The following is a 23,389-nucleotide window of genomic DNA, read 5'->3' on the forward strand; positions in this document are numbered from 1 at the left end:
GGCGCGGCGGAAGCCCGCCGGTGCCGCCGGCTCGCGACCGGCCGCCAGCCGGCCACCGGCCGGCAAGCAGCGCAGGCGAGCCTCCGCACCGAAGCAACCGGACGACTCCCCCGACGAAGGCAGGAGCGCGGAACCGCCCGCAACCGGCGACAGCCCACCACGGAAGGCGGCCAAACGACAAGCGAAATCCACAAAGGACGATACCCAGCCGCCCGCGGCCGGATAAGGGGTCCATATGTTCCGGTCCATGTTGCGTGGGCTGCTCACGCACAAGTTGCGGCTCGCGCTCTCCGCGCTCGCGGTCGTGCTCGGCACCATGTTCATGTCTGGTGCGTTCGTGGCCGGTGACACCTTCGCCCAAGGGTTTACCGCGCTTTTCTCGACCGTCAATCAGAGCATCGACGTCGAGGTCACCGCCAAGGACACCACGCCCGGCGGGCAGAACGCGCAGTTCAGCACCCCGACCGCCCTTCTCGGCCAGCAGGACGTCGATACCGTCCGCGGTGTCGACGGGGTCGCGGGGGTCAGGCCCGGTGTCTACTCGGCGGGGGCGCGGTTGATCGGGTCCGACGGCAAGGTCGTCGGCGGGGCCGGGCCGCCGCAGCAAGGGATCGCGTGGAACGGTGATCCGCTGCTTCAGCTCCGGCAGGGGCGGCCGCCGCAGGCCGATGACGAGATCGCTGTCAACCAAGGGCTTTCGGACGCCAGTGGGTTCGGGATCGGGCAGACCGCCGACGTCATCACGTTGCAGCCGCGTACGCCGTACAAAATCGTCGGGATATTCGGATTTGCCGGGAACCGGCCATCGCTTGCCGGTGAGACCACCGTCGCGTTCACCCTGCCCCAGGCCCAGCGGGTTCTGCTGAACGCGCCCGGCAAGTTCACTAGCATCGACGTCGCCGCCGCGGGTGGGGTCAGCGACAGCACGTTGCGGGACCGCGTCGCGGCCGCTCTGCCGAACGACACCGTGCGTACCGGTGCGCAGGTCGCCGAGGAGCAGCAGAGCGCGACCTCCAGCTTCGTCAACATCCTCAAGACCGGGCTGGTCGTGTTCGCGCTGATCGGCATGTTCACCGGCGCTTTCCTGATCTTCAACACGTTCTCGATGCTGGTCGCGCAGCGGACCCGGGAGCTGGCCCTCTACCGCTCCTTCGGCGCGAGCCGCGGCCAGGTCAACCGGTCCGTCCTCCTCGAGTCCGTGCTGCTCGGGCTGGCCGCCAGCATCGTCGGGCTCGGGCTCGGCATCCTCGTCGGTTTCATCCTCAACAAGGCGCTCCAGGCGATCATCGGCGCGATGCTGCCGGTCAGCGGGGTGGTCGTCCGCGCGTACGCCATCCTCACGACCCTCGCCGTCGGCACCGCCTTCACGGTCGTGGCCGCGCTGATACCGGCGCTGCGCGCGAGCCGCGTCCCACCCATCGCCGCCATGCGCGAGGCGGTCACGCCCGACAAGCCCCTCACGAAGCTCACGAGCGCCGGCGGGGTCGTGCTCGGCGCCGGCGGGCTGCTGCTCGGTCTCGGCGTCGGCAAGGTCGGCGACATCCCGACCTGGCTCACCCTCGGCATCGGCGCCGGCCTGTGCTTCCTCGGCATGGCCATGCTCGCCCCGATCATCAGCCGCCCGTTGACCACCGCGGCCGGCAAGGCGTTCGCGTGGTCCGTGCCCGGGCGGCTCGGCGCCCGCAACACCGGCCGCAACCCGCGCCGGACCGCGGTCACCGCCGCCGCCCTGATGATCGGGGTCGCGCTGGCCACCGGCGCCGGCGTGTTCGCCCAGTCCGCGAAGGCCGGCATCACCAGCGCGTTCGAGCGGGACGTCAACGCACAGCTCGCCGTCACCACGAGCCTCAGCCAGGCTCCGGGCGCCAGCGTCGGCTTCCCACCGGAGCTCGAGCGGACCATGGCCGCCCTGCCGGGGGTCACCTCGGCCGTCGCGCTGCGCGGCGACACCGTCAACCTCAACGGCAGCGACCGGTTCGTGCTGGCCGGCGACGCACAGGCCGCCTCGACGATCTTCAACCTGCGGCCGGTGGCCGGCAACGTGCGCACGCTCAACCCCGGGGAGGCCCTGCTCGACCAGCCCACCGCGGACGCCCTGCACGTCGGCCCGGGCACCCGGGTCACGATGCGCACGGCGCGCGGCGCGCCGGTGACCCTCGACGTGGTGGGCGTGTTCAAGCCCAACCAGGCGATCTCCAGCTCGTTGATCAGCAGCGCGGACGCGGGCGGGTTCCGGTCGCCGTTCGCCCAGCAGGGGTTCGTGCAGGTGGCCAGCGACAGCCAGGTGCCGCAGGTGCGCGCCGAGCTGGACAAGCTGTTCGCGAACAACCCGGACGTCAGCGTCAACGACCAGTCGCAGCTCATCGGCCAGGCCAACAACTTCGTCGACATCCTGCTCGGCATCGTCAACACGCTGCTCGGCCTCACGATCGTGGTCGCGGTGCTCGGCGTGGTCAACACGCTGCTGCTGTCGGTCTTCGAGCGGACCCGGGAGCTCGGCCTGATCCGGGCCGTCGGGATGAGCCGGGCCATGGTCGGCCGGATGGTCACCGTCGAGTCGATCCTGATCTCGGTCTTCGGCGCGCTCCTCGGGATCTTCATCGGCGTCGGCCTCGGCGTCGCGATCGTGGTGGCGCTCGGCGACGAGTTCCTGTCGCTGACCGTGCCGTGGGGCTACCTGTTGATCACGCTCGCCCTCTCGATCGTCGCGGGCTTGATCGCCGCTGTGCTCCCCGCCATACGGGCCGCACGCCTCAACGTCCTTCAGGCCATCGCGTACGAGTAAGCCAGGTCGGATCGGTGGATCAGTGCGAGCCGAGACGGAGTCCAGGTGTCGCTCGGCGGTGGCCTGGGATTATCCGGATACCGGTGTCGTATCCAGGTGATCCCAGGACGCCGCCAGGCGGCGGCTGGGCCCGTCGCAGGCCGCGCTGATCCACCGATCCGACCTGGGGGACAAACCCTGAGGTCAGGTACGGGGTACCCGCATCGGAAAATCCGACCCTCCTCCGTCGTGGGACGGACGAAACTCGTTGCGACCGTCCGCCAGCATGGAAGATGCCGGCCGGACCGTCGTGGTCCGGCCGGACCATGACCGGTTGACGAGGGGGAACCAGGTGACGGCCAGCGATCCGGTGGCGGCCCGCGCGGACGACGTGTGGAAGGTCTACGGCAGCGGCGAAGCGGAGGTGATCGCGCTGCGGGGGGTGAGCGTCACGTTTCAGCGTGGCGTCTTCACTGCGATCATGGGGCCGTCCGGCTCCGGCAAGTCCACGCTCATGCACTGCCTGGCCGGGCTCGATTCCGTGACCCGGGGCGACGTGCACATCGGTGAGACGAAGGTCACGGGGCTCGGCGACGCCGGCCTGACCCGGCTGCGGCGCGACAAGATCGGCTTCATCTTCCAGCAGTTCAACCTGCTGCCGACGCTGTCGGCCAAGGAGAACATCCTGCTGCCGTTGTCGATCGCCGGGCGCCGGCCCGACGACGAGTGGTTCGGCACGGTGATCAAGACCGTCGGGCTGCAGGACCGGCTCGACCACCGGCCCGCCCAGCTCTCCGGCGGCCAGCAGCAGCGGGTGGCGTGCGCGCGGGCGCTGGTCGCCCGGCCCGAGGTGATCTTCGCCGACGAGCCGACGGGCAACCTCGACTCGAAGTCCGGCGCCGACGTGCTGGGCTTCCTGCGGGACTCCGTCAAGTCGCACGGGCAGACGATCGTGATGGTCACCCACGACCCGGTGGCCGCCTCGTACGCGGACCGGGTCATCTTCCTCGCCGACGGCTCCGTGGTCGACGAGCTGCACGACCCGACGCCCGACATGGTGCTCGACCGCATGAAGAAGCTCGACACGCCGGCCGAGGTGGAGCGCTGATGCTGCGCGCCACTCTCAAGAGCCTGCTGGCCCGCAAGGTCCGCCTGATCCTGTCGGGCCTCGCGGTCATCCTCGGCGTGATGTTCGTGGCCGGCTCGTTCGTGCTCACCGACACCCTGTCCCGCTCGTTCGACTCGATCTTCTCGGACGCCTACTCGCAGACCGACGTGACCGTCGCCGGCAAGGCCAAGGTGGCCGTGTCGGAGATGGAAGGCGAGCAGGTGCCGGCCAACATCCCGCAGTCGGCGGTCACCACCGTGTCCGCGCTGCCGGGCGTGGCGCAGGCCCGCGGCGTGGTCGCCGCGGACGGCGCGACGATGATCGGCAGCAACGGCAAGGCGGTCGGCTCGTTCGGTCCGCCGCAGCTCGGCGAGAACTGGCTGGGCGAGAACGCGCTGACCCAGCTCCGTGAGGGTCGCGGGCCCACCGCGGACGACGAGATCGTGGTCAACGTCGGTCTCGCCACGGCCGGCAAGGTCAAGGTCGGCGACCGGGTCGGCGTGCTGACCCTCGACGCCAAGCAGCGTGAGTTCACGATCGTCGGCACGTTCGGCTACAGCGGCGACCGGGACAGCCTCGGCGGCGTCAACGAGATCGCGTTCACCGAGCCGGTGGCGCAGCGGCTGATGCTCGGCGCGCCGGGCGTGTTCAGCAGCATCGACGTGAAGGCCACCGACGGCACGACGCCGGCGGCGCTCAAGGAGCGGGTCGCGGCCGCGCTGGGTGCCGACTACACCGTGCGTACCGGTGAAGAGGCCGCGGCCGACGACGCGGCGGGTCTCAAGGACAGCCTGAAGTTCTTCAACAACATCCTGCTCGGCTTCGCCGGCATCGCGCTGTTCGTCGGCATCTTCCTGATCATCAACACGTTCTCGATCGTGGTCGCACAGCGGACCAAGGAACTGGCGCTGCTGCGGGCCATCGGCGCGGGTCGCCGGCAGGTGATCGGCTCGGTGCTGACCGAGGCCGTGATCGTCGGCACGGTCGCCTCGGTGATCGGCGTCGGCGCCGGCATCGGGGTCGGCGCGCTGCTCGCGTTCCTCGCCGGCAAGTTCTCGGGCGGGTTGGAGCTGGCCGGGCTCGGCGTGCCGCCGGTCGCGCTCGTCGCCTCGTTCGTGGTGGGCGTGGTGGTCACCATCGTCGCCGCGGTGATGCCGGCGCTGCGCGCGTCGCGGATCCCGCCGGTGGCGGCCATGCAGGACGTGGCGACCCCCGACCGGCCGCTCACGAAGATCACGGCGATCGGCGGTGTGATCACCGCGGCCGCGGCCGCGCTGCTCGGCGTCGGCCTGTACGCGGACGGCGGCCTCCTGCTGGTCGCGGGCGGCGTGCTGCTGGCGTTCGTCGGCGTGGCCCTGCTGACCCCGGTGCTCAGCCGCCCGGTGGTCGGGCTGCTCGGCCGGATCTTCGCCTGGTCGGTGCCGGGCCGGCTGGGCCGGCTCAACTCGGGCCGCAACCCGCGCCGCACGGCGATCACCGCGTCGGCGCTGATGGTCGGCATCGCGCTGGTCACCGGCGTCGGCGTGGTCGCGTCCTCGGCGAAGACCAGCATCGCCGGCGCGGTCGAATCGATCGACGCCCAGCTGATCATCCAGGGCACCCAGACCGGCCCCCGCGCGCCGACGTTCGCGCCGGGGGTGGTCGACGAGGCCAAGGCGGTGCCCGGCGTACGCGACGTCGTCGGTGTGGGCAGTGACGCCGCCACGGTCGACGGGCGGCAGCAGTGGGTCACGTCGGTGACCGACGCCGCGCCGCTCCCGGCCATCTACGGCAGCACGGCCGTGGCGGGCTCGATCTCGGCGCTGGGCCCCGACCAGGTGATCGTCAGCGACGAGACGGCGAAGGACCACAACTGGTCGGTCGGCTCGGTGCTGACGGTGCAGTTGTCCCGGGGCAACGAGCACCGCTACACGATCAGCGGCATCGCGCCGAAGGACAAGGCGATGGGCGAGGTCATGCTGCCGGCGGCGGCGATGCAGGACTTCGCGCAGCCCGCACCGTCACTCGGCCTCGTGCGGCTCGACGAGGGCACGCCCGTCGCGTCGGTGCAGCCGCAGATCGAGGCGCTGGTCGCCGACAACCCGCTGGTCTCGGTGATCGACCAGGCCGCCTTCACGGACCAACAGACCGGCATGATCGACCAGGTGCTGGTCATGATCCAGATCCTGCTGGCGCTGGCGATCCTGATCGCGGTGCTGGGCATCGTCAACACGCTGGCCCTGTCGGTCATGGAGCGCACCCGCGAGCTGGGCCTGCTCCGCGCGATCGGCCTGAGCCGCGGCGCGACGATGCGGATGATCACGGTCGAGGCGGTGGTCATCTCGGTGTTCGGCGCCCTGCTGGGTGTCGTGGTCGGCGGCGGCCTGGGTGCGGCGGTCGTCCGGGCGCTGCGCGACCAGGGCTTCACCGACCTGACGCTGCCGTGGTCGACGATCCTGCTCTACCTGGGCGTGGCGGCGCTGGTCGGCTGCGTCGCGGCGATCGTGCCGTCGATCCGGGCGGCACGGCTCAACGTGCTCGGCGCGATCGCGCACGAGTAGGGGGTGAGGTGCCCGCTCCTTCGGGGGCGGGCACCGCCGCATCAAACCGCGGACCTGGCAGCGCAGCGCAGCGGAGCGGTGTCTGGCGGGAGCGACGGTCGTGCCCACCGCGGACCCGAGTCCCTGGTTCAGGGGGTGGGCACGGCTCGTGCGGTGAGGGCCGCGAGCAGTGGCAGGTCCACGGTGGTCAGGCTGTCCGCCAGGTGTACGCCGCGGCGCGGGGCGACCGCCGCGTCGTGTGGTACGGCGATCACCGCCGCTCCCGCCGCGAGGGCGCTCGTGACGCCCACCGGAGAGTCTTCGATGGCGACACAGCGCTCGACCGGCACGCCGAGGAGGCGGGCGGCCATCAGGTAAGGCTCGGGGTCCGGCTTGCCGGCGCTCACCTCGTCGCCGCAGACGACCGCGTCGAACCACTGCCGCCCGATCACCTCGATGGCGATCTCGACCAGCGCGCGGCCGGTGTTGGTCACCAGCGCGGCCGGAATCCCGGCGTCGTGCACGGTCTTCAGCAGCTCCCGGGCGCCGGGCCGCCACCGCAGCTCGGTCTGGAACAGCTCGGCCATCCGGTCGACCAGCCAGGCCTCCGAGGCGGCCGGGTCGCGCCATTCCTGGCCGAGGTCGGCGTGCAGGATCGCCATCGAGCTCTCCATGTTGCCGCCGACCATCGCGAGCCGCGCTTCGTCGGACAGCTCGCCGCCGTACTCCTTGGCAAGCTCGCGAAGCCCGATGTCCCAGACCTGCTCGCTGTCGAGGAGCGTGCCGTCCATGTCGAACAGCACCGCCGCGGGCCTGTCCGTGCCCTCCACCGTGTCCGTCATCAGGTCGAGTATCGCCCGGATGCGGCCCCCGCCCAGCATCCCCGCGCGGGCCGGTGGCGCACGTCACGCGCGTTCGCGCGGCGTTCACCTGTTGTGCGCCGCAGTGACAATGGTGAGTGGTGAGGCGGTCGTTAAAGATCTTGCCGCGGGGGTAAACAGGGCCACCGGTCGAGAGGGGACGTCGCGATGACCAGACCCGTACTGCTGCGGGTGCTCGGGGTGGTGACCGCCGGCGCGGTCGCCCTCGCATGCGGTTTGGGCGACCCGTCGTCACCTGCCGGGGAGCCACCGCCACCGGCGGCAACCGGTGCGTCCGCCGACGACGGCTCGATGACCGCCGAGGAGTTCGAGAGCGACATCGACGACGCGACCAAGTCGGCGGAGAGCTACTGGACGACGGTCTTCGACCAGTCCGGGGAACGCTTCCAGCCGGTGCGCCGGATCGTCAGCTACACCCGCGACGGCCAGATCGACTGCGCGGGCGAGCCGGTGCCCCGCAACAACGCGGTCTACTGCCCGGACGGGGACTTCATCGCATACGACGTGAACTTCGCCGTGGGCGCCTTCCAACAGGTCGGCGACGCGTTCCTCTACTACCTGCTGGGTCACGAGTACGCGCACGCCGTCCAGGCGCGCCTCGGCATCAGCCACCGGCTGACCATCGACCACGAGCTGCAGGCGGACTGCATGGCGGGCGCCTATCTGGGCGACTCGGTCCGCGGCAAGTCGCTGACGATCGACAAGGGCGACCTCGACGAGTTCCAGAAGGGGCTGCTGGCGGTGGGCGACGACCCGAGCGTGCCGTGGTTCGCACCGGGCGCGCACGGCACGGCCGAACAACGCACAGAGTCGTTTTTCCTGGGGTACGAGCGATCGCTGTCGGCCTGCGACCTCAACTGAGCGGCACGTACCCGATAATGGCGGTGCGGCGAATGTCGGGTGATCAGGGTCCGGGTCGCCGCACCATTGGCGGCATGGATGACGCGACCTTGGTTTCCCGCTTCGTGCGCGACGGCTTCGTGAAGCTGGAGGGCGCCGTAGCGCCGCGCGTGGCCGCGGACTGCGCGCGGCTGTTGTGGCGGGAGACCGGCTGCGACCCGGACGACCCGGCGACGTGGACGCGGCCCGTGCACTGGGTGGCCGGCATGGCGCAGGGGCCGTTCGCCGCCGCTCCCAACTCCCCGTTCCTGCATCACGCGTACGACCTTCTCGTCGGCGCGGGCCGCTGGGAGCCGCGCTATTCGCTGGGCACGTTCCCGCTGCGTTTCCCGCACGAGGAGGAGCCGGACGACGCGGGCTGGCACATCGAGGGCAGCTATCTGCCGGAGGGCGAGACCTGGTACTTCACCAACCTGCGCTCCCGGGGGCGGGCGCTGTTGATGCTGTTCCTGTTCAGCGAGGTGGGTGAACAGGACGCCCCGACGCGGATCCGGGTCGCCTCGCACCTCGACGTGCCGAAGGTGCTGGAGGCATACGGGGAGGACGGGGCGAGCGGGCTGGCACTTGCCCCCGATCTGGTGGCGGCCTCCGACCACCGGGCGGTCGCCCTCGCCACCGGGTCGCCGGGCGACGTCTTCCTGTGCCATCCCTTCCTTGTGCACGCGGCGCAACCGCACCATGGGCAGCGGCCCCGCTTCATGGCCCAGCCGCCGCTGATGCCGGCGGCGCCGTACGAGCTGGAGCGGGCCGACGGCGCCTACTCACCCGTGGAGATCGCGATCCGCCAGGGCCTGGGACGGGCATGCTCGACCGGTTGAACCAGGCCATGGATCACATCGAGCGCCATCTCGACCAGGCTGTCGACGTGGCGGAGCTGGCCCGCATCGCGGCGACGTCGGAGTACCACCTGCGCCGGATGTTCTCGGCGCTGGCGGGCCTACCGCTCTCGGAGTATGTCCGGCGCCGCCGGCTCACTCTCGCGGGCGCGGAAGTGCTCGCGGGGCGTGCGACGCTGCTGGAGATCGCGGTGCGCTACGGCTACAGCTCGGGCGAGGCGTTCGCGCGGGCGTTCCGTGCCATGCACGGCGTCGGACCGGGCGAGGCCCGGCGCACCGGCGCGGCGCTCAACTCCCAGTCCCGGATGGCCTTCCGCCTCACCATCGAGGGTGGCAGCAGCATGCGGTACCGCGTCGTGGACAGGGCGGGCTTCACCGTGGTCGGCTTCAAGACCCGGGTGCCGCTGGTGCACGCGGGGCCGAACCAGGCGATCATCGACTTCGTCCGCGGGATCGACCCACGAACCTTGGAGCGCCTGGAGAAGCTGTCGGACGGGGAGCCGCACGGCATCGTCTCGGTCTGCGACGGCTTGGACGCGAACCGCGCCGAGGGCACGGACCTCGACTACCACTACGGCGTGATCACCTCCGCGGCCGCGCTGGAGGGCACGACCACGTTGGCCGTCCCGGCCGGCACCTGGGCGGTCTTCACCACCTCGGGGCCGGCACCGCAGGCCATCCAGGAGCTGTGGCGGGACGTGTTCACCGAATGGTTCCCGTCGAACCCGTACCGCAGCCGCACCGGTCCCGAGATCCTGCGCACCCAGCTGTCACCGGACAAGACCGAGGCCGACGCCGAACTGTGGCTCCCGGTGGAGCCCGAGCGTCAGGCGCGTGATTCGGTGCCGGGGCCTAGGACGTACTCGAGCAGGACCGCGCGCACGTAGCGCGGCTCGGTGGGGAGAGCGGCATGGCCAGCCGCGAACATCAGACTGCTGCCCGGTGTCCCGGTGATCCCGTGCAGGCTCATCCCGATCGCGTCCGGCGGTTGCGGCGCGGGTTGGCCGACCCACGCGCCGGCGCTGAAGGCGGCCAGACCCGTGCTCGGCGCGGTGGTGTTCTCGATCAACCACGGCCGCCCGGCCGGGTCGGTGGCCACGTCGGGCAGCAGGCCACCCGGCGCGTCGCGGAGCACGTCGAAGGATCCAGCGGCGCCGCGTACGGCCAGGCCGTGATCGCCGACCGCCCACAGCTCCGCGGACGAGCGCCCGCCGAGCGCGTTGAACGAGGTCTCCTGCTCGTTGATGCCCACCTGGACCGTGCGCCAGCCTGATCCGTTCCAATGGAACAGCAGCGGGCCCTTGAAGCCTTTCCACGCGCCGTTGCCGGCGGCCCAGACGTCGTTCGGGCCGAAGGCCTTGATGGCGGTGAAGGTGCAGAAGTTCGGCATGCCGCCGAAGGACGTGCCGCCGCTGCGGCATTCGGCGGGCGACTGGTGGGCCCGCCAGCCCGTGCCGTCCCACTGCTCGATGACCACGTCACTCTGGTGGTTGCCGACCAGCCACGTCTGTCCATTCCCCACGGTGAGACCGGTGATCAGCGAGTAGTCCTCGTTGACGCGCCGCGGCAACGACACCTCGCGCCAGGCCGTCCCGTCGAAGTGGAAGACGTGCGCCTCCTGGTCCTCCGGCGTCGGGGCGGCCTTGTTGCCGACCACCCAGACGTTTGCCGGCGAGTCGGCCGCGACCAGCTCGAACCCGCCGTACCACCCGATCTGCGGCAACGCCGCCCGGTCCCAGCGCGTCCCGTCCCACTCGAGGACCAGCGGGACGCCGGTGTCGTCGGGCTTCTCGGGCGAGTAGGCCTCCCGACCGACCGCCCACGCGTGCGTGGCGTCGACCGACGCGACGTCCCACAGCACGTTGCTGGGCCCGCGCAGCTCCGGCAACGTCGCCAACCGCCACACGGGCGGCGGAGCGGTGATGACGGTGGGCGTGGGCGAGGCGCCGGACGGTTCCGCTGGCCCGGCCGTGGTGCCTTCGCCCGTGCACCCGGAGAGCAGCAGGACAACCGCCAATGCCAGGGCGACCTTACGCATGGCGCCGATGGTCGCAGAGCCCGGCCACCGTCGCCGCCCCGTTACGTCAGGCGGTCTGCCAGGTACGCCTGGCCCGGTGTGCCGGCCAGCGGGGACGCGTCCGTGTAGCGGACCTCGTACGAGCGTTCCGTGAACCGCCAACCGTCCGCCGTCCGGCGGTAACGGTCGTGGTAGATGGCGTAGTTGACGTGCGACGTGCCGTCCCTGAGGCGCCCGAGCTCGTGCATATGCGCCCGCCCCGACGCCTCCTCCCCCGTGACCGTCAGAGCCCCCTGGTGCGTGTTCTGGATGAAGAACTCCCAGAACCCCTGCAGCCGCTCGATCCCCGCCCGGATAGCGTCGCGGCCGACCAGCTCAACCCCCGCGTCCGGGATCCGCACCACCGCGTCCGGTGTGAACAGTGACGCGAAGCGGTCGTAGTCGCGCATGAACCCCGCGTCCGTGTACTCCGCCCGCAGCGCTTCGATCGAAACCCGGTCCGCGATTGCCTGGAAATCAGTCATACCCGGTACGACGACGCCCCGCCCGGGAATGTCAGGCTCACAGACAAGGCCCCTGTCTCGTCGGAAGAGCAAGGACGAGGGGAGACACACGATGGCGGACCTGAGCGAGATCATGAGCGAGCGGCGGCAGCTGATCAACCTCGCGTACCGGATGCTCGGCTCCCTGGCCGACGCCGAGGACGTCGTGCAGGAGACCTATGCCCGTTGGTACGCCCTGTCCCGCCAGCAACAGGAGGCGATCGACACACCGGCGGCCTGGCTGACCACCGTGGCGAGTCGCATCTGTCTCGACCAGCTCAAGTCGGCCCGGGCCAGGCGCGAGCGCTATGTCGGCGAGTGGATTCCCGAGCCCCTGCCCGAGGACACCGGCATCGTCGACCCGGCGGACCGAATCACGCTAGACGAGTCGGTCAGCATGGCCTTCCTCGTGGTCCTGGACTCGATGACGCCGGCCGAGCGGGTCGCGTTCGTGCTCCACGACGTGTTCCGCTACCCGTTCGACGAGGTCGGTCAGATCGTCGGCCGGTCGACCGCCGCCTGCCGCCAGCTCGCCTCTTCGGCCCGCAAGCGGGTCCGCGACGCCCAGCCGCCGACGACGCCCGACGCCGCCCGGCGGGCCGGTGTGGTGCGGGAGTTCAAGCAGGCCTGGGAGGCCCGCGACATCAAGGCCCTGGTCGGGCTGCTCGACCCGGAGACCACCGCGGTCGCCGACGGCGGCGGCCTGGTCAGCGCCGCGCCGCACCCGATCGTCGGCGCCGAGGAGATCGCGCGCTACTTCGTCGACCTGGCCCTGCGGGCGCCGGATCTAGAGCTCGTCGAGCGCACGGTCAACGGCCAGCCCGGCCTGGTCGTGCAGCAGCACGGCGAGCTCGGCGCGGTGATCGCGTTCGAGCTGGCGGGCGACCGGATCACGCACCTCTGGGCCGTGCGGAACCCGGAGAAGCTGCGCCCCTGGCGATCCGCATGAACCTGCGGGCGATCGGTCCCAGCGGTCGGTCGGTGGCGGTCGCGAGGGCGATGTCGTACGCCGGCCGGTCGCCCCGCACCCGCACGAACCGCAGGTCCTCGGTCTGCTCGGCGAACGAGCGCGGGATGAACGCGACACCGAGCCCGAGCCGGACCAGGTCGACGATCGTCGAAAGGTCATTCATCTGTACGGTGATCCGCCGGGTCAGGCCCGCCGCCCCGTAGGCCCGGTCGACCGCACTGCGCACGCCCCAGCCCGGCGGGAACTCGATGAACGCCTCGCCGGCGAGGTCGGCGAGGTCGACCTCGTCGTCGGGCAGCGGATGGTCGGGCAGGCACGCCAGCACCACCTCCTCGCTGGCCAGCACCTGCTGGTCGATGCCCGGCACCGGGCCGTGGGTGAGCACGACGGCCAGCTCCAGCGATCCCTCGCGCAGGCGCTCCAGGTGGTCGAGGGTGCCGCGCGGGCCCGGCGCGCTCAGCCACAGCTCGACGCCGGGCAGTTCGGCGCGGAACGTGACCAGCGCCTCGCGTACCCGACCAGGGGTCAGGTTGTAGAGAATGCCCAGCCGCAGCCGGCCGCGGAGGCCCTGACCCACCTGCGTCACCGTCTCCCGGGCGGCCTCGACGGCCGCGAGGATGCGCAGGGCCTCCGGCAGCAGCGCGTGGCCCGCCTCGGTCAGCTCGACCCGCTGGGTGGTGCGGTCGAGCAGCGTCGTGCCGAGGTCGCGTTCCAGCGCCCGGATCGCGGTCGAGACGCCGGACTGGGCGGTGTGCAGCTTCGCGGCGGCGCGGGTGAAGCTGCGCTCCTCGGCGACCGTCGTGAAGACCTCGAGCTTGCGGATGTCCACGGAGCCAATTATTCCAAGATCCGATAAACACATCCAAACTTGATGTTGGATCCCGATGGATCACCTGGTCAGACTCGGCTCATGCCCCGCACCACCCACCGCGCCGGCTTCGCCCTGGTCGCCCTCGCCTACGCCGCCACCACCACGGGCGGCTCGGTGCCGACCCCGCTCTACGTCCTCTATCAGCACCGCGACCATTTCGGTACGACCATGATCAGCGTTGTTTTCGCTGTGTACGTCGTCGGCGTGGTCGCGGGTCTGCTCGTCGCGGGCGCCCACGCCGACCGGCTGCGGCGGCGCCCGGTGCTCGGCGCGGCACTGGCCCTGCAACTGCTCGCCTGCGCGGTGTTCCTGGCCTGGCCGGACCTGCCCGGCCTGCTGACCGCGCGGGTGTTCTCCGGGCTGTCCGTCGGCCTGCTGTCCGGCCCCGCCACCGCCTACCTGATCGAGCTGCGCCGGCGGGCCGCGCCGGACGGCGACCCGCGGCAGGCGGAGGTCGTCGCCACCGCGGCCAACCTCGGCGGCATCGCGGCCGGCCCGCTGCTGTCGGGCGTGCTCGCCGAGTGGGCTCCCGCGCCTCTGCACCTGCCGTACATCGTGATCGGGATCGTCCTCGCGGCGGCCGCCGTGCTGCTGGCCGCGGTGCCGGAGACCGCCACGCCGTCCGGCGGGCCCGCCGCCCGCCCGCTGGCGTTGGTGGGCGAGCGGCGCTTCGTCGCCTCCTGCCTCGGCGGCCTCGTGGCGTTCGCGATGTTCGGTGTGTTCAGCGCGCTGAGCCCGACCTTCCTGTCGGGCATCCTCGGCTACCGGTCGCACGCGCTGGCCGGGCTGGTCGCCTTCCTCGGGCTCGGCGCCGGCGCCGCCGCTCAGGTCGGGCTGCGCCGGCTGCCGCCCCGGCCCGCCGTGGCCGCCTCCGCAGCGACGATGCCCGTCGGTCTGGGCCTCATCCTGCTCGGGGTCTGGGTCGGCTCGCTGAGCGCGTTCGTCACGGGCGGCGCGGTCACCGGTGCCGCCGCGGGCCTGCTGCTGCGCGCCTGCCTGACCACCGTGGTGCAGCTCAGCCCACTCGACCGCCGAGCCGGGACGCTGGCCACCTTCTTCGTCACCGGGTACGCCGGGCTGGCCCTGCCGGTGATCGGGCTCGGCGTGCTCAGCGAGGTCGCCGGCACCCGCGCGGCGCTGACCGGGTTCGCGCTGGCCGGCCTTCTTGCCCTGGTCGCCGTCGCAGCCGTCCGGTTGCGGCCTGACTCATTGTTGGAGATCCCATGACCACCACCATCATCCGCGGCGCGCACGTCGTCACCATGGACGACGAACTCGGTGACCTGCGCCGCGCGGACATCCGCGTGGTCGACGGCGAGATCAGTGCTCTCGGCACCGATCTCGCCGTCGAACCCGGCGCGACGGTCATCGACGCGGCCGGAAAGGTGGCGCTGCCGGGACTCGTCGACTCGCACCGGCACGTGTGGCAGGGCGCGATCGGCGGCGCGGCCGGCGGCCAGTCCCTCGGCGGCTACTTCGGCGTGGTGCTCGGCGCGCTGGTCGACAAGTACTCGCCCGAGGATGTCTACGCCGGCGTGCTGTGGGGCGCGTTGAAGGCGCTCAACGCGGGCATCACCACGGTCGCCGACTGGTCCCACATCGTCACGACGCCGGCACACGCCGACGAGAACGTGCGGGCGCTGCGAGACTCGGGCATCCGCGCGGTGTTCCTCTATGGACCGCCGGTCGGCCAGGGCGTCGTGAAGTGGTTCGTCGAAAGCACCGAGCCTCACCCCGACGACGTGCGCCGGATGCGCGCGGAACTGGGCGACGACAGCGCGCTGGTCACCATGGGCCTGGCCCTGCGCGGCCCGGAGTTCGCCTCACCGTCGACGACGGCACACGACTTCGGGTTGGCGCGCGAACTCGGCGTGCCGATCAGCATGCATTCCGGGATCCCCGGCTACCTGCGGAAATACCGGACGATCGACACGCTGAAGCGGCTGGACCTGCTCGGCCCGGACGTGCATCACGCACACGGCGCCCAGTTCAGCGACGACGACCTGCGCCGGATCGCCGCGACCGGCGGTGCGGTCACCCCGTGCCCGACGATCGACATGACGATGGCGATGGGCACGTTCCCGCTCGTGGGCCGCGCCCTGTCGCACGGCCTGCTGCCGTCGTTCGGCACCGACACGATCGCCGGTTCGGGTGCGGACCTGTTCAGTGAGATGCGTCTCGCACTCGCCGCGGAGCGGGCGCGGGCCAATGCCGCCGCGCTGGAGCGGGACGAGCCGCCGTCCACCGTGGAGCTCGACCAGCGCGACGTGCTCCGGTTCGCCACCGTCGGCGGCGCGGCGGCGTGGGGCATGCAGGACCGGATCGGCACGCTGCGGCCGGGCAAGCGGGCCGACATCATCCTCGTGGACGTCTCGGGGCCGCATCTGACGCCCTTGAACGATCCTGCGACGACTCTCGTGCTCAACGCGGGCTCGTCCGATGTGGATACGGTGCTGGTCGACGGTGTGGTGGTCAAGCGCGGTGGGCGGCTGGTCGGGCCGTTGGCGGAGCAGGCGCGGGAGCTGATCGAGTCGTCCCGGCTGCGGGTGCTCGGCCGCGCCAACCTCGCCGACGCCCTCGGGCCTTCGTGGGCGGTCTAGCTCGACCTCGGTCCTAGCCCGTTGGTCGCAGGCCGGCGAAGACGATGGCGAGCGTGCGGCGCTGCAGGTCGGGTGACCAGCCGCCGTGCAGGGCGCCCTGGGTGATGCTGGTCAGCAGAGCCATCGTCTCGGCCGTGCCCACCTCGGCGCGGACGGTGCCGGCCCGCTGACCCGCCGCCAGCAGGCCCGCGACGGCGTCGGTGAAGCCGCGCAGCGGCTCGTCCACCGCGAGCCCGAGCAGTTCGACAACGGCCCGTTTGGCCGCCGCCTGGGCGACGAGGTGCTCGAAGAACCGGAAGAGCGCTGCGCCGGGATCCGCTGCGGTCAGCGCGTCCACCTGTGCGTGCAGGCGGTCGAGCAGGTCCTTCATGACGGCCCGGAGCAGGTCGTCCTTTGTGGGGAAGTGCCGGAACACCGTGCCGACGGCGACGCCGGCCCGGCTGGCCACCTCTTCGGTCGACCCGGCCGCGCCACGCTCGGCGAACACCGCCTCGGCGGCGGCCAGGATGCGCGCCCGGTTACGCGCGGCGTCGGCCCGCACGACCCGGACTATAGATGGCCCGAACGGAGGAACCGGCGCGCCACGGCAGCCCGTAGGTTGGCGAGCCATGACCATGATCACCGCCGATGCACCGCCCGCCGCCCGGCCGCCGCGCCCCACCACGGTGACCGTCGCGTTCTGGCTCCAGCTCGCGGCGGCCCTCCTCTTGTTCCTCATGGTCGGACTGACGGTGGCGTACGCCGTCTACTTCGACCAGCTGATCGACCGCGCGGTGGAACTGGTGCCCGACGTCGACCCGGCGGACGTGAGCAGCGAGCGCACCAGCAACATGGTCATGGCCGCGGTCGTCGGCAGCGTGTTCCTGGTGGGTTCACTAGCCTTCGCGGCCACGGCGTGGCCGCTGCGCCGGGGCAGCAACGCGGCCCGGATCGTCACGTTCATCGTGTCGGGCCTGCACTTCGTGGCGTGCCTACTGCCCTGCGTCGGCAGCATGGTGATCTTCCCGTTCTTCCTGACCGGCCCCGACATCGGGTACGTCGACCCGGAGGCCATGCCGTACGAGGAAGCGCGGTTCTTCGAGGTCCTGTACGAGCAGACGACATCGACCGAGGAAGCCTTCTTCGCGGGCCTGTCACTGGGCGGCCTGCTGGAGATGATCCTGGTCATCGCGATCGTGATCTTGATCGTGGTCCCGCCGGCCCACCGCTTCTTCGCTCCGCGCACACCGTCCCCGAACTGGCCGGTCGGCTCCTACCCGACCCTGATGCCCGGCCAGCCCTACAGCGCGTACGCCGCGCCCATGCCTGGTCAGCCGTTCAGCGTCTACCCGGCGTCCGTGCCGGGCCAGCCGTTCGGCGTCTACCCGGCGTCCGTGCCAGGCCAGCCGTTCGGCGCCTACCCAGCGTCCGTGCCAGGCCAGCCGTTCGGCGCCTACCCGGCGACCGTCCCGGGCCAGCCGTTCGGCGCCTACCCGGCGACCGTGCCAGGCCAGCCGTCGGCGGCGGCCGCGGTGGACCCGACGTCGGTGCCTGCCTCCGGGGCGGACCCGGCGTCGATGCCGGGTGAGCAATCGGTGGTGGACCCGACGTCCGTGCCGGTTCAGCCGTCTGAGCCGCACCCGGCGTCGGTGCCGGCACAGCCTTCCGGAGCGGACCTGGCGTTCGTGCCGGGTCAGCCGGTCTTCGGCTACCCGATGCCCGGCCAGCCGTTCCCCGGCTACCCGCAGCCCATGCCCTACGTCATCTGCCCGGACCCTTCCGCACACGTCTCGCCGCCGCCACCGGCCACGCCCGAACAGCCGCCACCGGCCGGCGAGGGAAAGCTGGACGCGTGACGACGACCGGCACCCTGCACCACGTCGAGCTCTGGGTCCCCGACCTCAACCGCGCGGTGACCTCATGGGGTTGGCTGCTGACGGCCTTGGGCTACGAGCAGTTCCAGGACTGGCCGGCGGGCCGGAGCTGGCGCCTGGGCCCGACGTATGTGGTCGTGGAACAGTCGCCGGCCCTGAGCGCCGACACCCACGACCGCCTCCGCCCGGGCCTCAACCACCTGGCGTTCCACGTCGCCTCACGGGCGGAGGTCGACGCCCTGGTCGACGAGGCGCCGAAACACGGCTGGACGCTGCTCTTCCCGGACCGCCACCCCCACGCCGGCGGCCCGGACACCTACGCCGCCTACATGGAGGACACGGACGGCTTCGAGGCCGAGCTCGTCGCTTCCTAACAGGGGATTGCGGGCGGACATCGGCGCCCGCATCTCGCAACGTACGCCCGGCGGACCAGCGCCATCGCGGCCATGACGCCGGTGTTTCATGATTCGGCGATGGAATCCGTTGCGTTGGATCGGTCGTTTCGGTTGTGGAGTTACGGCATCGGCCATTCGCAGCTACTGCTGCACGCCCGCGCTGAGGGAAATCACGATGAGCACCTCAACGTTCTGTTCGAAGGCGTCGTCGCGGTGAAAGTGCGGGCTTCGTGTCAGCCGCTGGTCCTTCAACGCGCTGACCACGACACCCGTGCCAGCGTTCTTGCCTTCGCGCAGGTGCCTGCCCGCATCCAAGCCCAAATCCTCTGCTTGGCTCTACCGTCGCCGTCGCCGTCGCCGTCGCCGCCGCAGGCCGAGGCCGGATTCGTCGCGTGTGCGCGAGCCACCGTCCTCGCCAACGCCAACAGCGACGACATGACGGCCGATCGGTGGAACGAGAACTCCCGAGTGCTCCACGTCCTTACCGCCTCGCCGGCTACTTCGCGTTGAAGTAGTTGGCTTCCGGGTGGTGGACGATGATCGCGTCTGTGGCCTGTTCCGGGGTTAGTTGGAACTCCTCCGACAGTGTTACGCCGATGCGGGACGCGTCCAGGAGGTCCACTACCTTCGCGCGGTCCTCCAGGTCCGGGCACGCCGGGTAGCCGAAGGCGTAGCGGCAACCCCGGTAGTCCGTGCGGAGCAGGCCCGCCAGCGTCGGCGGGTCCTCCGCGCCCACGCTTTCGCCCGAGGGGAGCGTCAGTTCAGAGCGGACCCGTTGGTGCCAATACTCGGCCAGCGCCTCCGTCAGCTGGACCGACAGGCCGTGGACCTCCAGGTAGTCGCGGTACTCGTTGCGGGCGAACAGCTTCGCCGTGTACTCGCTGATGGGCTGGCCCACCGTGACCAGTTGCAGGGCGACCACATCCTGGCCAGACGAGAAGAAGTCGGCCAGGCACAGGCGGCGTTCCTGGCGTTGGCGCGGGAACGAGAAGCGGGTCAGCTCCGACGCGCCGTCCGGCGACAGGACGATCAGGTCGTTGCCCGACGAGCGCGCCGGGAAGTAGCCGTAGACCACCGACGCCTCCAGGACCTGGTCGGCGGCCAGGCGGTCCAACCAATAACGCAAGCGCGGGCGGCCCTCCGCCTCCACCAGCTCCTCATAGGACGGTCCCGAACCCCGGGCGCCGCGCAGACCCCACTGGCCCAGGAACAGGGCCCGCTCGTCCAGGAGCGCCGCGTACGAGGCCAGCGGCACGCCCTTCACCACCCGCGTGCCGAGGAACGGCGCCGTCGGGATGTCCACGTCCGTCGACACGTCCGAGCGCACCGAGGCGTCCTCCAGCGGCGGCAGGTTCTCCGTCACCGACGCGCGCTGCCGCTCCCGGCGGGCCCGCCGAGCCGCGAGCGCGGCCTCACGCGCTGGGTCGACCACGGGTGCACCGCCACGCCGCGCCGTCATCACACGGTCCATCAGGGACAGACCCTCGAACGCGTCCCGCGCGTAATGGACCTCGCCGCCGACGAACAGCGACCGAAGGTCATCCTCCACATAGGAGCGCGTCAGTGCGGCGCCGCCCAACAACACCGGCCACCGAGTGGCCACACCGCGCGAGAGCATCTCCTGCAGGTTCTCCTTCATCACCACCGTGCTCTTCACGAGCAGTCCCGACATGCCGATCGCATCCGCGTCTTGGGACTCCGCGGCCTCCAGGATCGACGCGATCGGCTGCTTGATGCCGATGTTGACGACCTCGTACCCATTGTTGGAAAGGATGATGTCGACCAGGTTCTTGCCGATGTCGTGCACGTCGCCCTTGACCGTCGCCAGGACGATCCGGCCCTTGCCCTGGTCGTCGTCCGCCTTCTCGATGTGCGGCTCCAGGTAGGCGACCGCGGTCTTCATCACCTCGGCCGACTGCAGCACGAACGGCAGCTGCATCTGGCCCGAGCCGAACAGCTCCCCGACCACCTTCATGCCGTCGAGCAGCGTGTCGTTGATGATGTCCAACGCCGTCCGGGACTCCAGAGCCGCGGACAGGTCGGACTCCAGCCCCGACCGCTCCCCGTCGACGATCCGCCGCTTCAGCCGCTCGTCCAACGGCAGCGCCGCCAGCTCGGCCGCCCGCGACGCCCGCGCCGAAGCCACGTCCACGCCCTCGAACAGCGCGATGAACTCCTGCACCGGGTCGTAACCCGGCCTGCGCCGGTCGTAGACCAGGTCAAGGGCGACGTCCCGCTGCCGCGAAGGGATCCTCGACATCGGCAGGATCTTGCTCGCGTGCACGATCGCGCTGGTCAGACCCGCGTCGACGCACTCGCTCAGGAACACCGAGTTGAGCACCTGCCGGGCCGCCGGGTTCAGGCCGAACGAGATGTTCGAGATGCCGAGCGTGAAGTTGACGCCGGGATACAGCGAGGCGATCTCCCGGATCGCGTTGATCGTCTCGATCCCGTCCCGCCGGGTCTCCTCCTGGCCCGTCGCGATCGGGAACGTCAGCGCGTCGATCAGGATGTCCGACCGCCGCATCCCCCACCGGCCGGTCAGGTCGTCGATCAGCCGCCGCGCGACGCGTACCTTCCAATCGGCTGTTCGGGCCTGACCCTCCTCGTCGATCAGCAGGGCGACGACCGCCGCGCCGTGCTCCCGGACGATCGGCATCACCCGCGCGTAACGGGACGTCGGCCCGTCGCCGTCCTCGAAGTTGACCGAGTTGACCACGCACCGCCCGCCGAGCATCTCCAGCCCGGCCTCGACGACGGCCGGCTCGGTCGAGTCCAACATGATCGGCAGCGTCGACGCGGTCGCGAACCGGCCCGCCAGCTCCTTCATGTCCACGGCGCCGTCCCGGCCGACGTAGTCGACGCACAGGTCGAGCAGGTGCGACCCGTCCCGCGCCTGCGACCGGGCCATCTCCACGCACGCCTGCCAGTCGCCGGCCAGCATCGCCTCGCGGAACGCCTTCGAGCCGTTGGCGTTTGTCCGCTCTCCCACCATCAGCACGCCGGCGTCCTGCACGAACGGCACGTGGTGATAGATCGAGGACACTCCCGGCTCGTCGGTGGCCTCCCGGGTCGGGTGCTGCGCGCCCACGCCGAGCGCCGCGACCACGGCCGAGATGTGCTCGGGCGTGGTGCCGCAACACCCGCCGACCAGCGCGGCGCCGTAGTCGGAGACGAACGAACCCAGCGCGTCCGCGAGCTCGGCCGGGGTCAACGGGTAGTACGCACCGTCCGCGGTGAGTTGCGGCAACCCCGCATTGGGCATCACCGACAGGGGTACGCGCGAATGCTGCGCCAGGTACCGCAGGTGCTCGGTCATCTCCGCCGGCCCGGTGGCGCAGTTCAGCCCGATCAGGTCGACACCCAGGGGCTCGATCGCGGTCAGCGCCGCCCCGATCTCACTGCCGAGCAGCATCGTCCCGGTGGTCTCGACCGTCACGTGGGCGATCACCGGCACCTCGCGCCCCGCGCCGGCCATCGCCCGGCGCGCGCCGTTGGCAGCCGACTTGAGCTGCAGCAGGTCCTGGCAGGTCTCGATGATCAAAGCGTCGGAGCCGCCGAGCAGCAGACCCAGGGCATTCTCCTGGTACGCGTCGCGCAGCGTCCGGTAGTCCGTGTGCCCCAGCGTCGGCAGCTTGGTGCCCGGGCCCATCGACCCGAGCACGAACCGTGGCCTCTCGACCGTGGCGAACCGGTCCGCCGAGGCCCGCGCGATCCGGGCGCCGGCCTCGGCCAGCTCACGAATCCGCGACTCGATCCCGTACTCCCCGAGGTTTCCGAGATTGGCTCCGAAGGTGTTGGTCTCCACGCAGTCGGCACCCGCCGCCAGATAGGCGTCGTGCACCCCGCCGACCACCTCGGGCCGGGTCACGTTGAGCACCTCGTTGCAGCCTTCGTGCCCCTCGAAGTCGTCGAGCGTCAGGTCGGCGGCCTGGAGCATGGTGCCCATGGCGCCGTCGGCGATCAGGACCCGGCCGGCGAGCGCGTCAAGGAACGAAGTCGACACCCTCTCAGGCTAATAGGTAGTCCGATTCGCGCAGGAAGCGATGATCCAACCCGATACGCGGCTGTGACGGAGGTCGCGTCGGACCACCCACCCGCGCCGCGCCGCCGAGCCCTGACTAGCGGGGCCACGTAGGCTGGCTTGGTGAACGTGTGGACCACTAAGGCGACCGGAGCGACACGGTGGACGGAGGCGTTGGGATGACCGAGTTCGACGGCCTGCCCGAGCTGCGCTCCCCCGTCGCGATCGCGGCGTTCGAGGGGTGGAACGACGCCGCCGACGCCTCGACGGCCGCGGTCGAACACCTCGAACAGGTGTGGGGCGCCCGCGAGATCGCGGCGCTCGATCCCGAGGACTTCTACGACTTCCAGGTCAGCCGGCCGACCATCACCATGGCCGACGGCGAGACCCGGCGGATCGAGTGGCCGACCACCCGGTTCATGCGGGCGAGCATCGACGGCGTCGAGCGCGACGTCGTGCTGATCCGGGGCATCGAGCCGAGCATGCGCTGGCGCACGTTCTGCGAGCAGGTGCTCGAGCTGTGCCACAGCCTGGAGATCAACCGGGTGGTGCTGCTCGGCGCGCTGCTGGCCGACGTCCCTTACACCCGGCCCCTGCCGATCAGCGGCAGCGCGTCCGACAAGGACGCCGCCGACCGCTACCAGCTCACCCCGACGCGGTACGACGGCCCGACCGGCATCGTGGGCGTGCTCCACGACGCCTGCCAGCGCGCCGAGGTCGACGCGCTGAGTTTCTGGGTGCACGTGCCGCACTACGCCAACAACCCGCCCTGCCCCAAGGCGACGCTGGCCCTGCTGCACCGGGTCGAAGAGGTGCTCGACCTGCCGGTGCCGATGGCCGACCTGGCCGAGGAGTCGGCGGAGTGGGAGCAGCGGGTGCGTGCCGCCGCCGAGCAGGACGCTGAGCTGGGCGAATACGTGCGCGAGCTGGAGGAGCGGGCCGGCGACGCCGGCATCCAGACGGTGAGCGGCGACGAGATCGCCCAGGAGTTCGAGAAGTACCTGCGCCGCCGCGGCGGTTCGGCCGGCCCGACCGCCGGCTCCTGGTAGGGCGTGTCGCCGGGCGCGGCCTGGCGCGTGGTGGTGCATCCTAGGATCATCGCCACGCGG

General features: G+C 71.2%; 19 protein-coding genes. 13 read left to right on the forward strand and 6 right to left on the reverse strand.

The window, feature by feature from the left end; translation table 11 throughout:
• Window positions 1-247: 247 nt before the first annotated feature.
• From Air01nite_RS18050 to Air01nite_RS18060, 3 genes are all read left to right on the forward strand, one after another.
• Window positions 248-2,785 carry an ABC transporter permease gene (locus Air01nite_RS18050; RefSeq protein ID WP_203703732.1) on the forward strand — a complete coding sequence of 846 codons (2,538 nt, stop codon included), beginning with the start codon at window positions 248-250 and terminating at the stop codon, window positions 2,783-2,785.
• 331 nt (window positions 2,786-3,116) lie between these two features.
• Window positions 3,117-3,872, forward strand: coding sequence for an ABC transporter ATP-binding protein (locus tag Air01nite_RS18055; protein WP_239090793.1), 756 nt, complete (start codon window positions 3,117-3,119; stop codon window positions 3,870-3,872).
• Entirely contained in the window at window positions 3,872-6,412 is a 2,541-nt protein-coding gene (locus tag Air01nite_RS18060) for an ABC transporter permease (RefSeq protein ID WP_203703734.1), read from the forward strand. The genes Air01nite_RS18055 and Air01nite_RS18060 overlap by 1 nt, the downstream gene beginning before the upstream one ends.
• Before the next feature lie 128 nt (window positions 6,413-6,540).
• Here the strand turns inward: Air01nite_RS18060 and Air01nite_RS18065 are convergent, their stop codons facing one another.
• Window positions 6,541-7,194: an HAD family hydrolase gene (locus Air01nite_RS18065; RefSeq protein ID WP_203703876.1), complete on the reverse strand. Its 654-nt coding sequence runs from the start codon at window positions 7,192-7,194 to the stop codon at window positions 6,541-6,543.
• Between the two features lie 225 nt (window positions 7,195-7,419).
• Between Air01nite_RS18065 and Air01nite_RS18070 the strand changes: the two genes are divergently transcribed.
• From Air01nite_RS18070 to Air01nite_RS18080, 3 genes are all read left to right on the forward strand, one after another.
• Complete coding sequence (locus tag Air01nite_RS18070; RefSeq protein ID WP_203703736.1) at window positions 7,420-8,133, forward strand: neutral zinc metallopeptidase; 714 nt, start codon at window positions 7,420-7,422, stop codon at window positions 8,131-8,133.
• Window positions 8,134-8,207: 74 nt separating this feature from the next.
• Window positions 8,208-8,990 (forward strand): phytanoyl-CoA dioxygenase family protein, encoded by a 783-nt coding sequence (locus Air01nite_RS18075; protein WP_203703738.1) that lies wholly within the window; start codon window positions 8,208-8,210, stop codon window positions 8,988-8,990.
• A complete protein-coding gene (locus tag Air01nite_RS18080; RefSeq protein ID WP_203703740.1) occupies window positions 8,975-9,895 on the forward strand; it encodes an AraC family transcriptional regulator in 921 nt (306 codons plus the stop codon). The genes Air01nite_RS18075 and Air01nite_RS18080 overlap by 16 nt, the downstream gene beginning before the upstream one ends.
• On the opposite strand, the gene Air01nite_RS18085 is transcribed toward Air01nite_RS18080, so the two are convergent.
• Window positions 9,835-11,046 carry a hypothetical protein gene (locus Air01nite_RS18085; RefSeq protein ID WP_203703742.1) on the reverse strand — a complete coding sequence of 404 codons (1,212 nt, stop codon included), beginning with the start codon at window positions 11,044-11,046 and terminating at the stop codon, window positions 9,835-9,837. The two genes, Air01nite_RS18080 and Air01nite_RS18085, sit on opposite strands and share 61 nt — an antisense overlap.
• A 41-nt stretch (window positions 11,047-11,087) precedes the next feature.
• Complete coding sequence (locus tag Air01nite_RS18090) at window positions 11,088-11,549, reverse strand: nuclear transport factor 2 family protein (RefSeq protein ID WP_203703744.1); 462 nt, start codon at window positions 11,547-11,549, stop codon at window positions 11,088-11,090.
• A 91-nt stretch (window positions 11,550-11,640) separates the two neighbouring features.
• Between Air01nite_RS18090 and sigJ the strand changes: the two genes are divergently transcribed.
• Entirely contained in the window at window positions 11,641-12,516 is an 876-nt protein-coding gene (sigJ, locus tag Air01nite_RS18095) for an RNA polymerase sigma factor SigJ (protein WP_239090778.1), read from the forward strand.
• Here the strand turns inward: sigJ and Air01nite_RS18100 are convergent.
• A complete protein-coding gene (locus Air01nite_RS18100) occupies window positions 12,458-13,366 on the reverse strand; it encodes a LysR family transcriptional regulator (protein WP_203703746.1) in 909 nt (302 codons plus the stop codon). The genes sigJ and Air01nite_RS18100 overlap by 59 nt on opposite strands.
• Before the next feature lie 81 nt (window positions 13,367-13,447).
• Between Air01nite_RS18100 and Air01nite_RS18105 the strand changes: the two genes are divergently transcribed.
• Both Air01nite_RS18105 and Air01nite_RS18110 read left to right on the forward strand, forming a co-directional pair.
• Window positions 13,448-14,635, forward strand: a complete 1,188-nt coding sequence (locus Air01nite_RS18105; RefSeq protein ID WP_203703747.1) for an MFS transporter — start codon at window positions 13,448-13,450, stop codon at window positions 14,633-14,635.
• Entirely contained in the window at window positions 14,632-16,008 is a 1,377-nt protein-coding gene (locus Air01nite_RS18110) for an amidohydrolase family protein (protein WP_203703749.1), read from the forward strand. Before Air01nite_RS18105 ends, Air01nite_RS18110 begins: the two co-directional genes overlap by 4 nt.
• 13 nt (window positions 16,009-16,021) lie before the next feature.
• Here Air01nite_RS18110 and Air01nite_RS18115 read toward each other — a convergent pair whose 3' ends face one another.
• Window positions 16,022-16,549: an SbtR family transcriptional regulator gene (locus Air01nite_RS18115; RefSeq protein ID WP_239090779.1), complete on the reverse strand. Its 528-nt coding sequence runs from the start codon at window positions 16,547-16,549 to the stop codon at window positions 16,022-16,024.
• 67 nt (window positions 16,550-16,616) lie between these two features.
• On the opposite strand from Air01nite_RS18115, the gene Air01nite_RS18120 reads away from it, so the two are divergent.
• The 3 genes from Air01nite_RS18120 to Air01nite_RS18130 all read left to right on the forward strand — a co-directional run bounded on the left by Air01nite_RS18120 (window position 16,617) and on the right by Air01nite_RS18130 (window position 18,766).
• Window positions 16,617-17,843, forward strand: coding sequence for a hypothetical protein (locus Air01nite_RS18120; protein ID WP_203703750.1), 1,227 nt, complete (start codon window positions 16,617-16,619; stop codon window positions 17,841-17,843).
• Entirely contained in the window at window positions 17,840-18,235 is a 396-nt protein-coding gene (locus Air01nite_RS18125) for a VOC family protein (RefSeq protein ID WP_203703752.1), read from the forward strand. Before Air01nite_RS18120 ends, Air01nite_RS18125 begins: the two co-directional genes overlap by 4 nt.
• Before the next feature lie 72 nt (window positions 18,236-18,307).
• Window positions 18,308-18,766, forward strand: coding sequence for a hypothetical protein (locus Air01nite_RS18130; protein ID WP_203703753.1), 459 nt, complete (start codon window positions 18,308-18,310; stop codon window positions 18,764-18,766).
• On the opposite strand, the gene metH is transcribed toward Air01nite_RS18130, so the two are convergent.
• A complete protein-coding gene (gene metH / locus Air01nite_RS18135; protein WP_203703754.1) occupies window positions 18,753-22,262 on the reverse strand; it encodes a methionine synthase in 3,510 nt (1,169 codons plus the stop codon). The genes Air01nite_RS18130 and metH overlap by 14 nt on opposite strands.
• 197 nt (window positions 22,263-22,459) lie before the next feature.
• On the opposite strand from metH, the gene Air01nite_RS18140 reads away from it, so the two are divergent.
• Window positions 22,460-23,329 carry a PAC2 family protein gene (locus Air01nite_RS18140; protein ID WP_203703756.1) on the forward strand — a complete coding sequence of 290 codons (870 nt, stop codon included), beginning with the start codon at window positions 22,460-22,462 and terminating at the stop codon, window positions 23,327-23,329.
• Window positions 23,330-23,389: the final 60 nt, after the last annotated feature.

Source organism: Asanoa iriomotensis (genome assembly GCF_016862515.1).
Lineage (GTDB): Bacteria > Actinomycetota > Actinomycetes > Mycobacteriales > Micromonosporaceae > Asanoa > Asanoa iriomotensis.

Excerpts from the sequence above, each read along its gene's own strand:
- Air01nite_RS18050 (WP_203703732.1), top strand. The coding sequence starts at position 248 with ATGTTGCGTGGGCTGCTCACGCACAAGTTGCGGCTCGCGCTCTCCGCG.
- Air01nite_RS18060 (WP_203703734.1), top strand. The coding sequence starts at position 3,872 with ATGCTGCGCGCCACTCTCAAGAGCCTGCTGGCCCGCAAGGTCCGCCTG.
- Air01nite_RS18070 (WP_203703736.1), top strand. The coding sequence starts at position 7,420 with ATGACCAGACCCGTACTGCTGCGGGTGCTCGGGGTGGTGACCGCCGGC.
- Air01nite_RS18075 (WP_203703738.1), top strand. The coding sequence starts at position 8,208 with ATGGATGACGCGACCTTGGTTTCCCGCTTCGTGCGCGACGGCTTCGTG.
- Air01nite_RS18080 (WP_203703740.1), top strand. The coding sequence starts at position 8,975 with ATGCTCGACCGGTTGAACCAGGCCATGGATCACATCGAGCGCCATCTC.
- Air01nite_RS18085 (WP_203703742.1), bottom strand. The coding sequence starts at position 11,046 with ATGCGTAAGGTCGCCCTGGCATTGGCGGTTGTCCTGCTGCTCTCCGGG.
- Air01nite_RS18090 (WP_203703744.1), bottom strand. The coding sequence starts at position 11,549 with ATGACTGATTTCCAGGCAATCGCGGACCGGGTTTCGATCGAAGCGCTG.
- sigJ (WP_239090778.1), top strand. The coding sequence starts at position 11,641 with ATGGCGGACCTGAGCGAGATCATGAGCGAGCGGCGGCAGCTGATCAAC.
- Air01nite_RS18105 (WP_203703747.1), top strand. The coding sequence starts at position 13,448 with ATGCCCCGCACCACCCACCGCGCCGGCTTCGCCCTGGTCGCCCTCGCC.
- Air01nite_RS18110 (WP_203703749.1), top strand. The coding sequence starts at position 14,632 with ATGACCACCACCATCATCCGCGGCGCGCACGTCGTCACCATGGACGAC.
- Air01nite_RS18120 (WP_203703750.1), top strand. The coding sequence starts at position 16,617 with ATGACCATGATCACCGCCGATGCACCGCCCGCCGCCCGGCCGCCGCGC.
- Air01nite_RS18130 (WP_203703753.1), top strand. The coding sequence starts at position 18,308 with ATGACGCCGGTGTTTCATGATTCGGCGATGGAATCCGTTGCGTTGGAT.
- Air01nite_RS18140 (WP_203703756.1), top strand. The coding sequence starts at position 22,460 with ATGACCGAGTTCGACGGCCTGCCCGAGCTGCGCTCCCCCGTCGCGATC.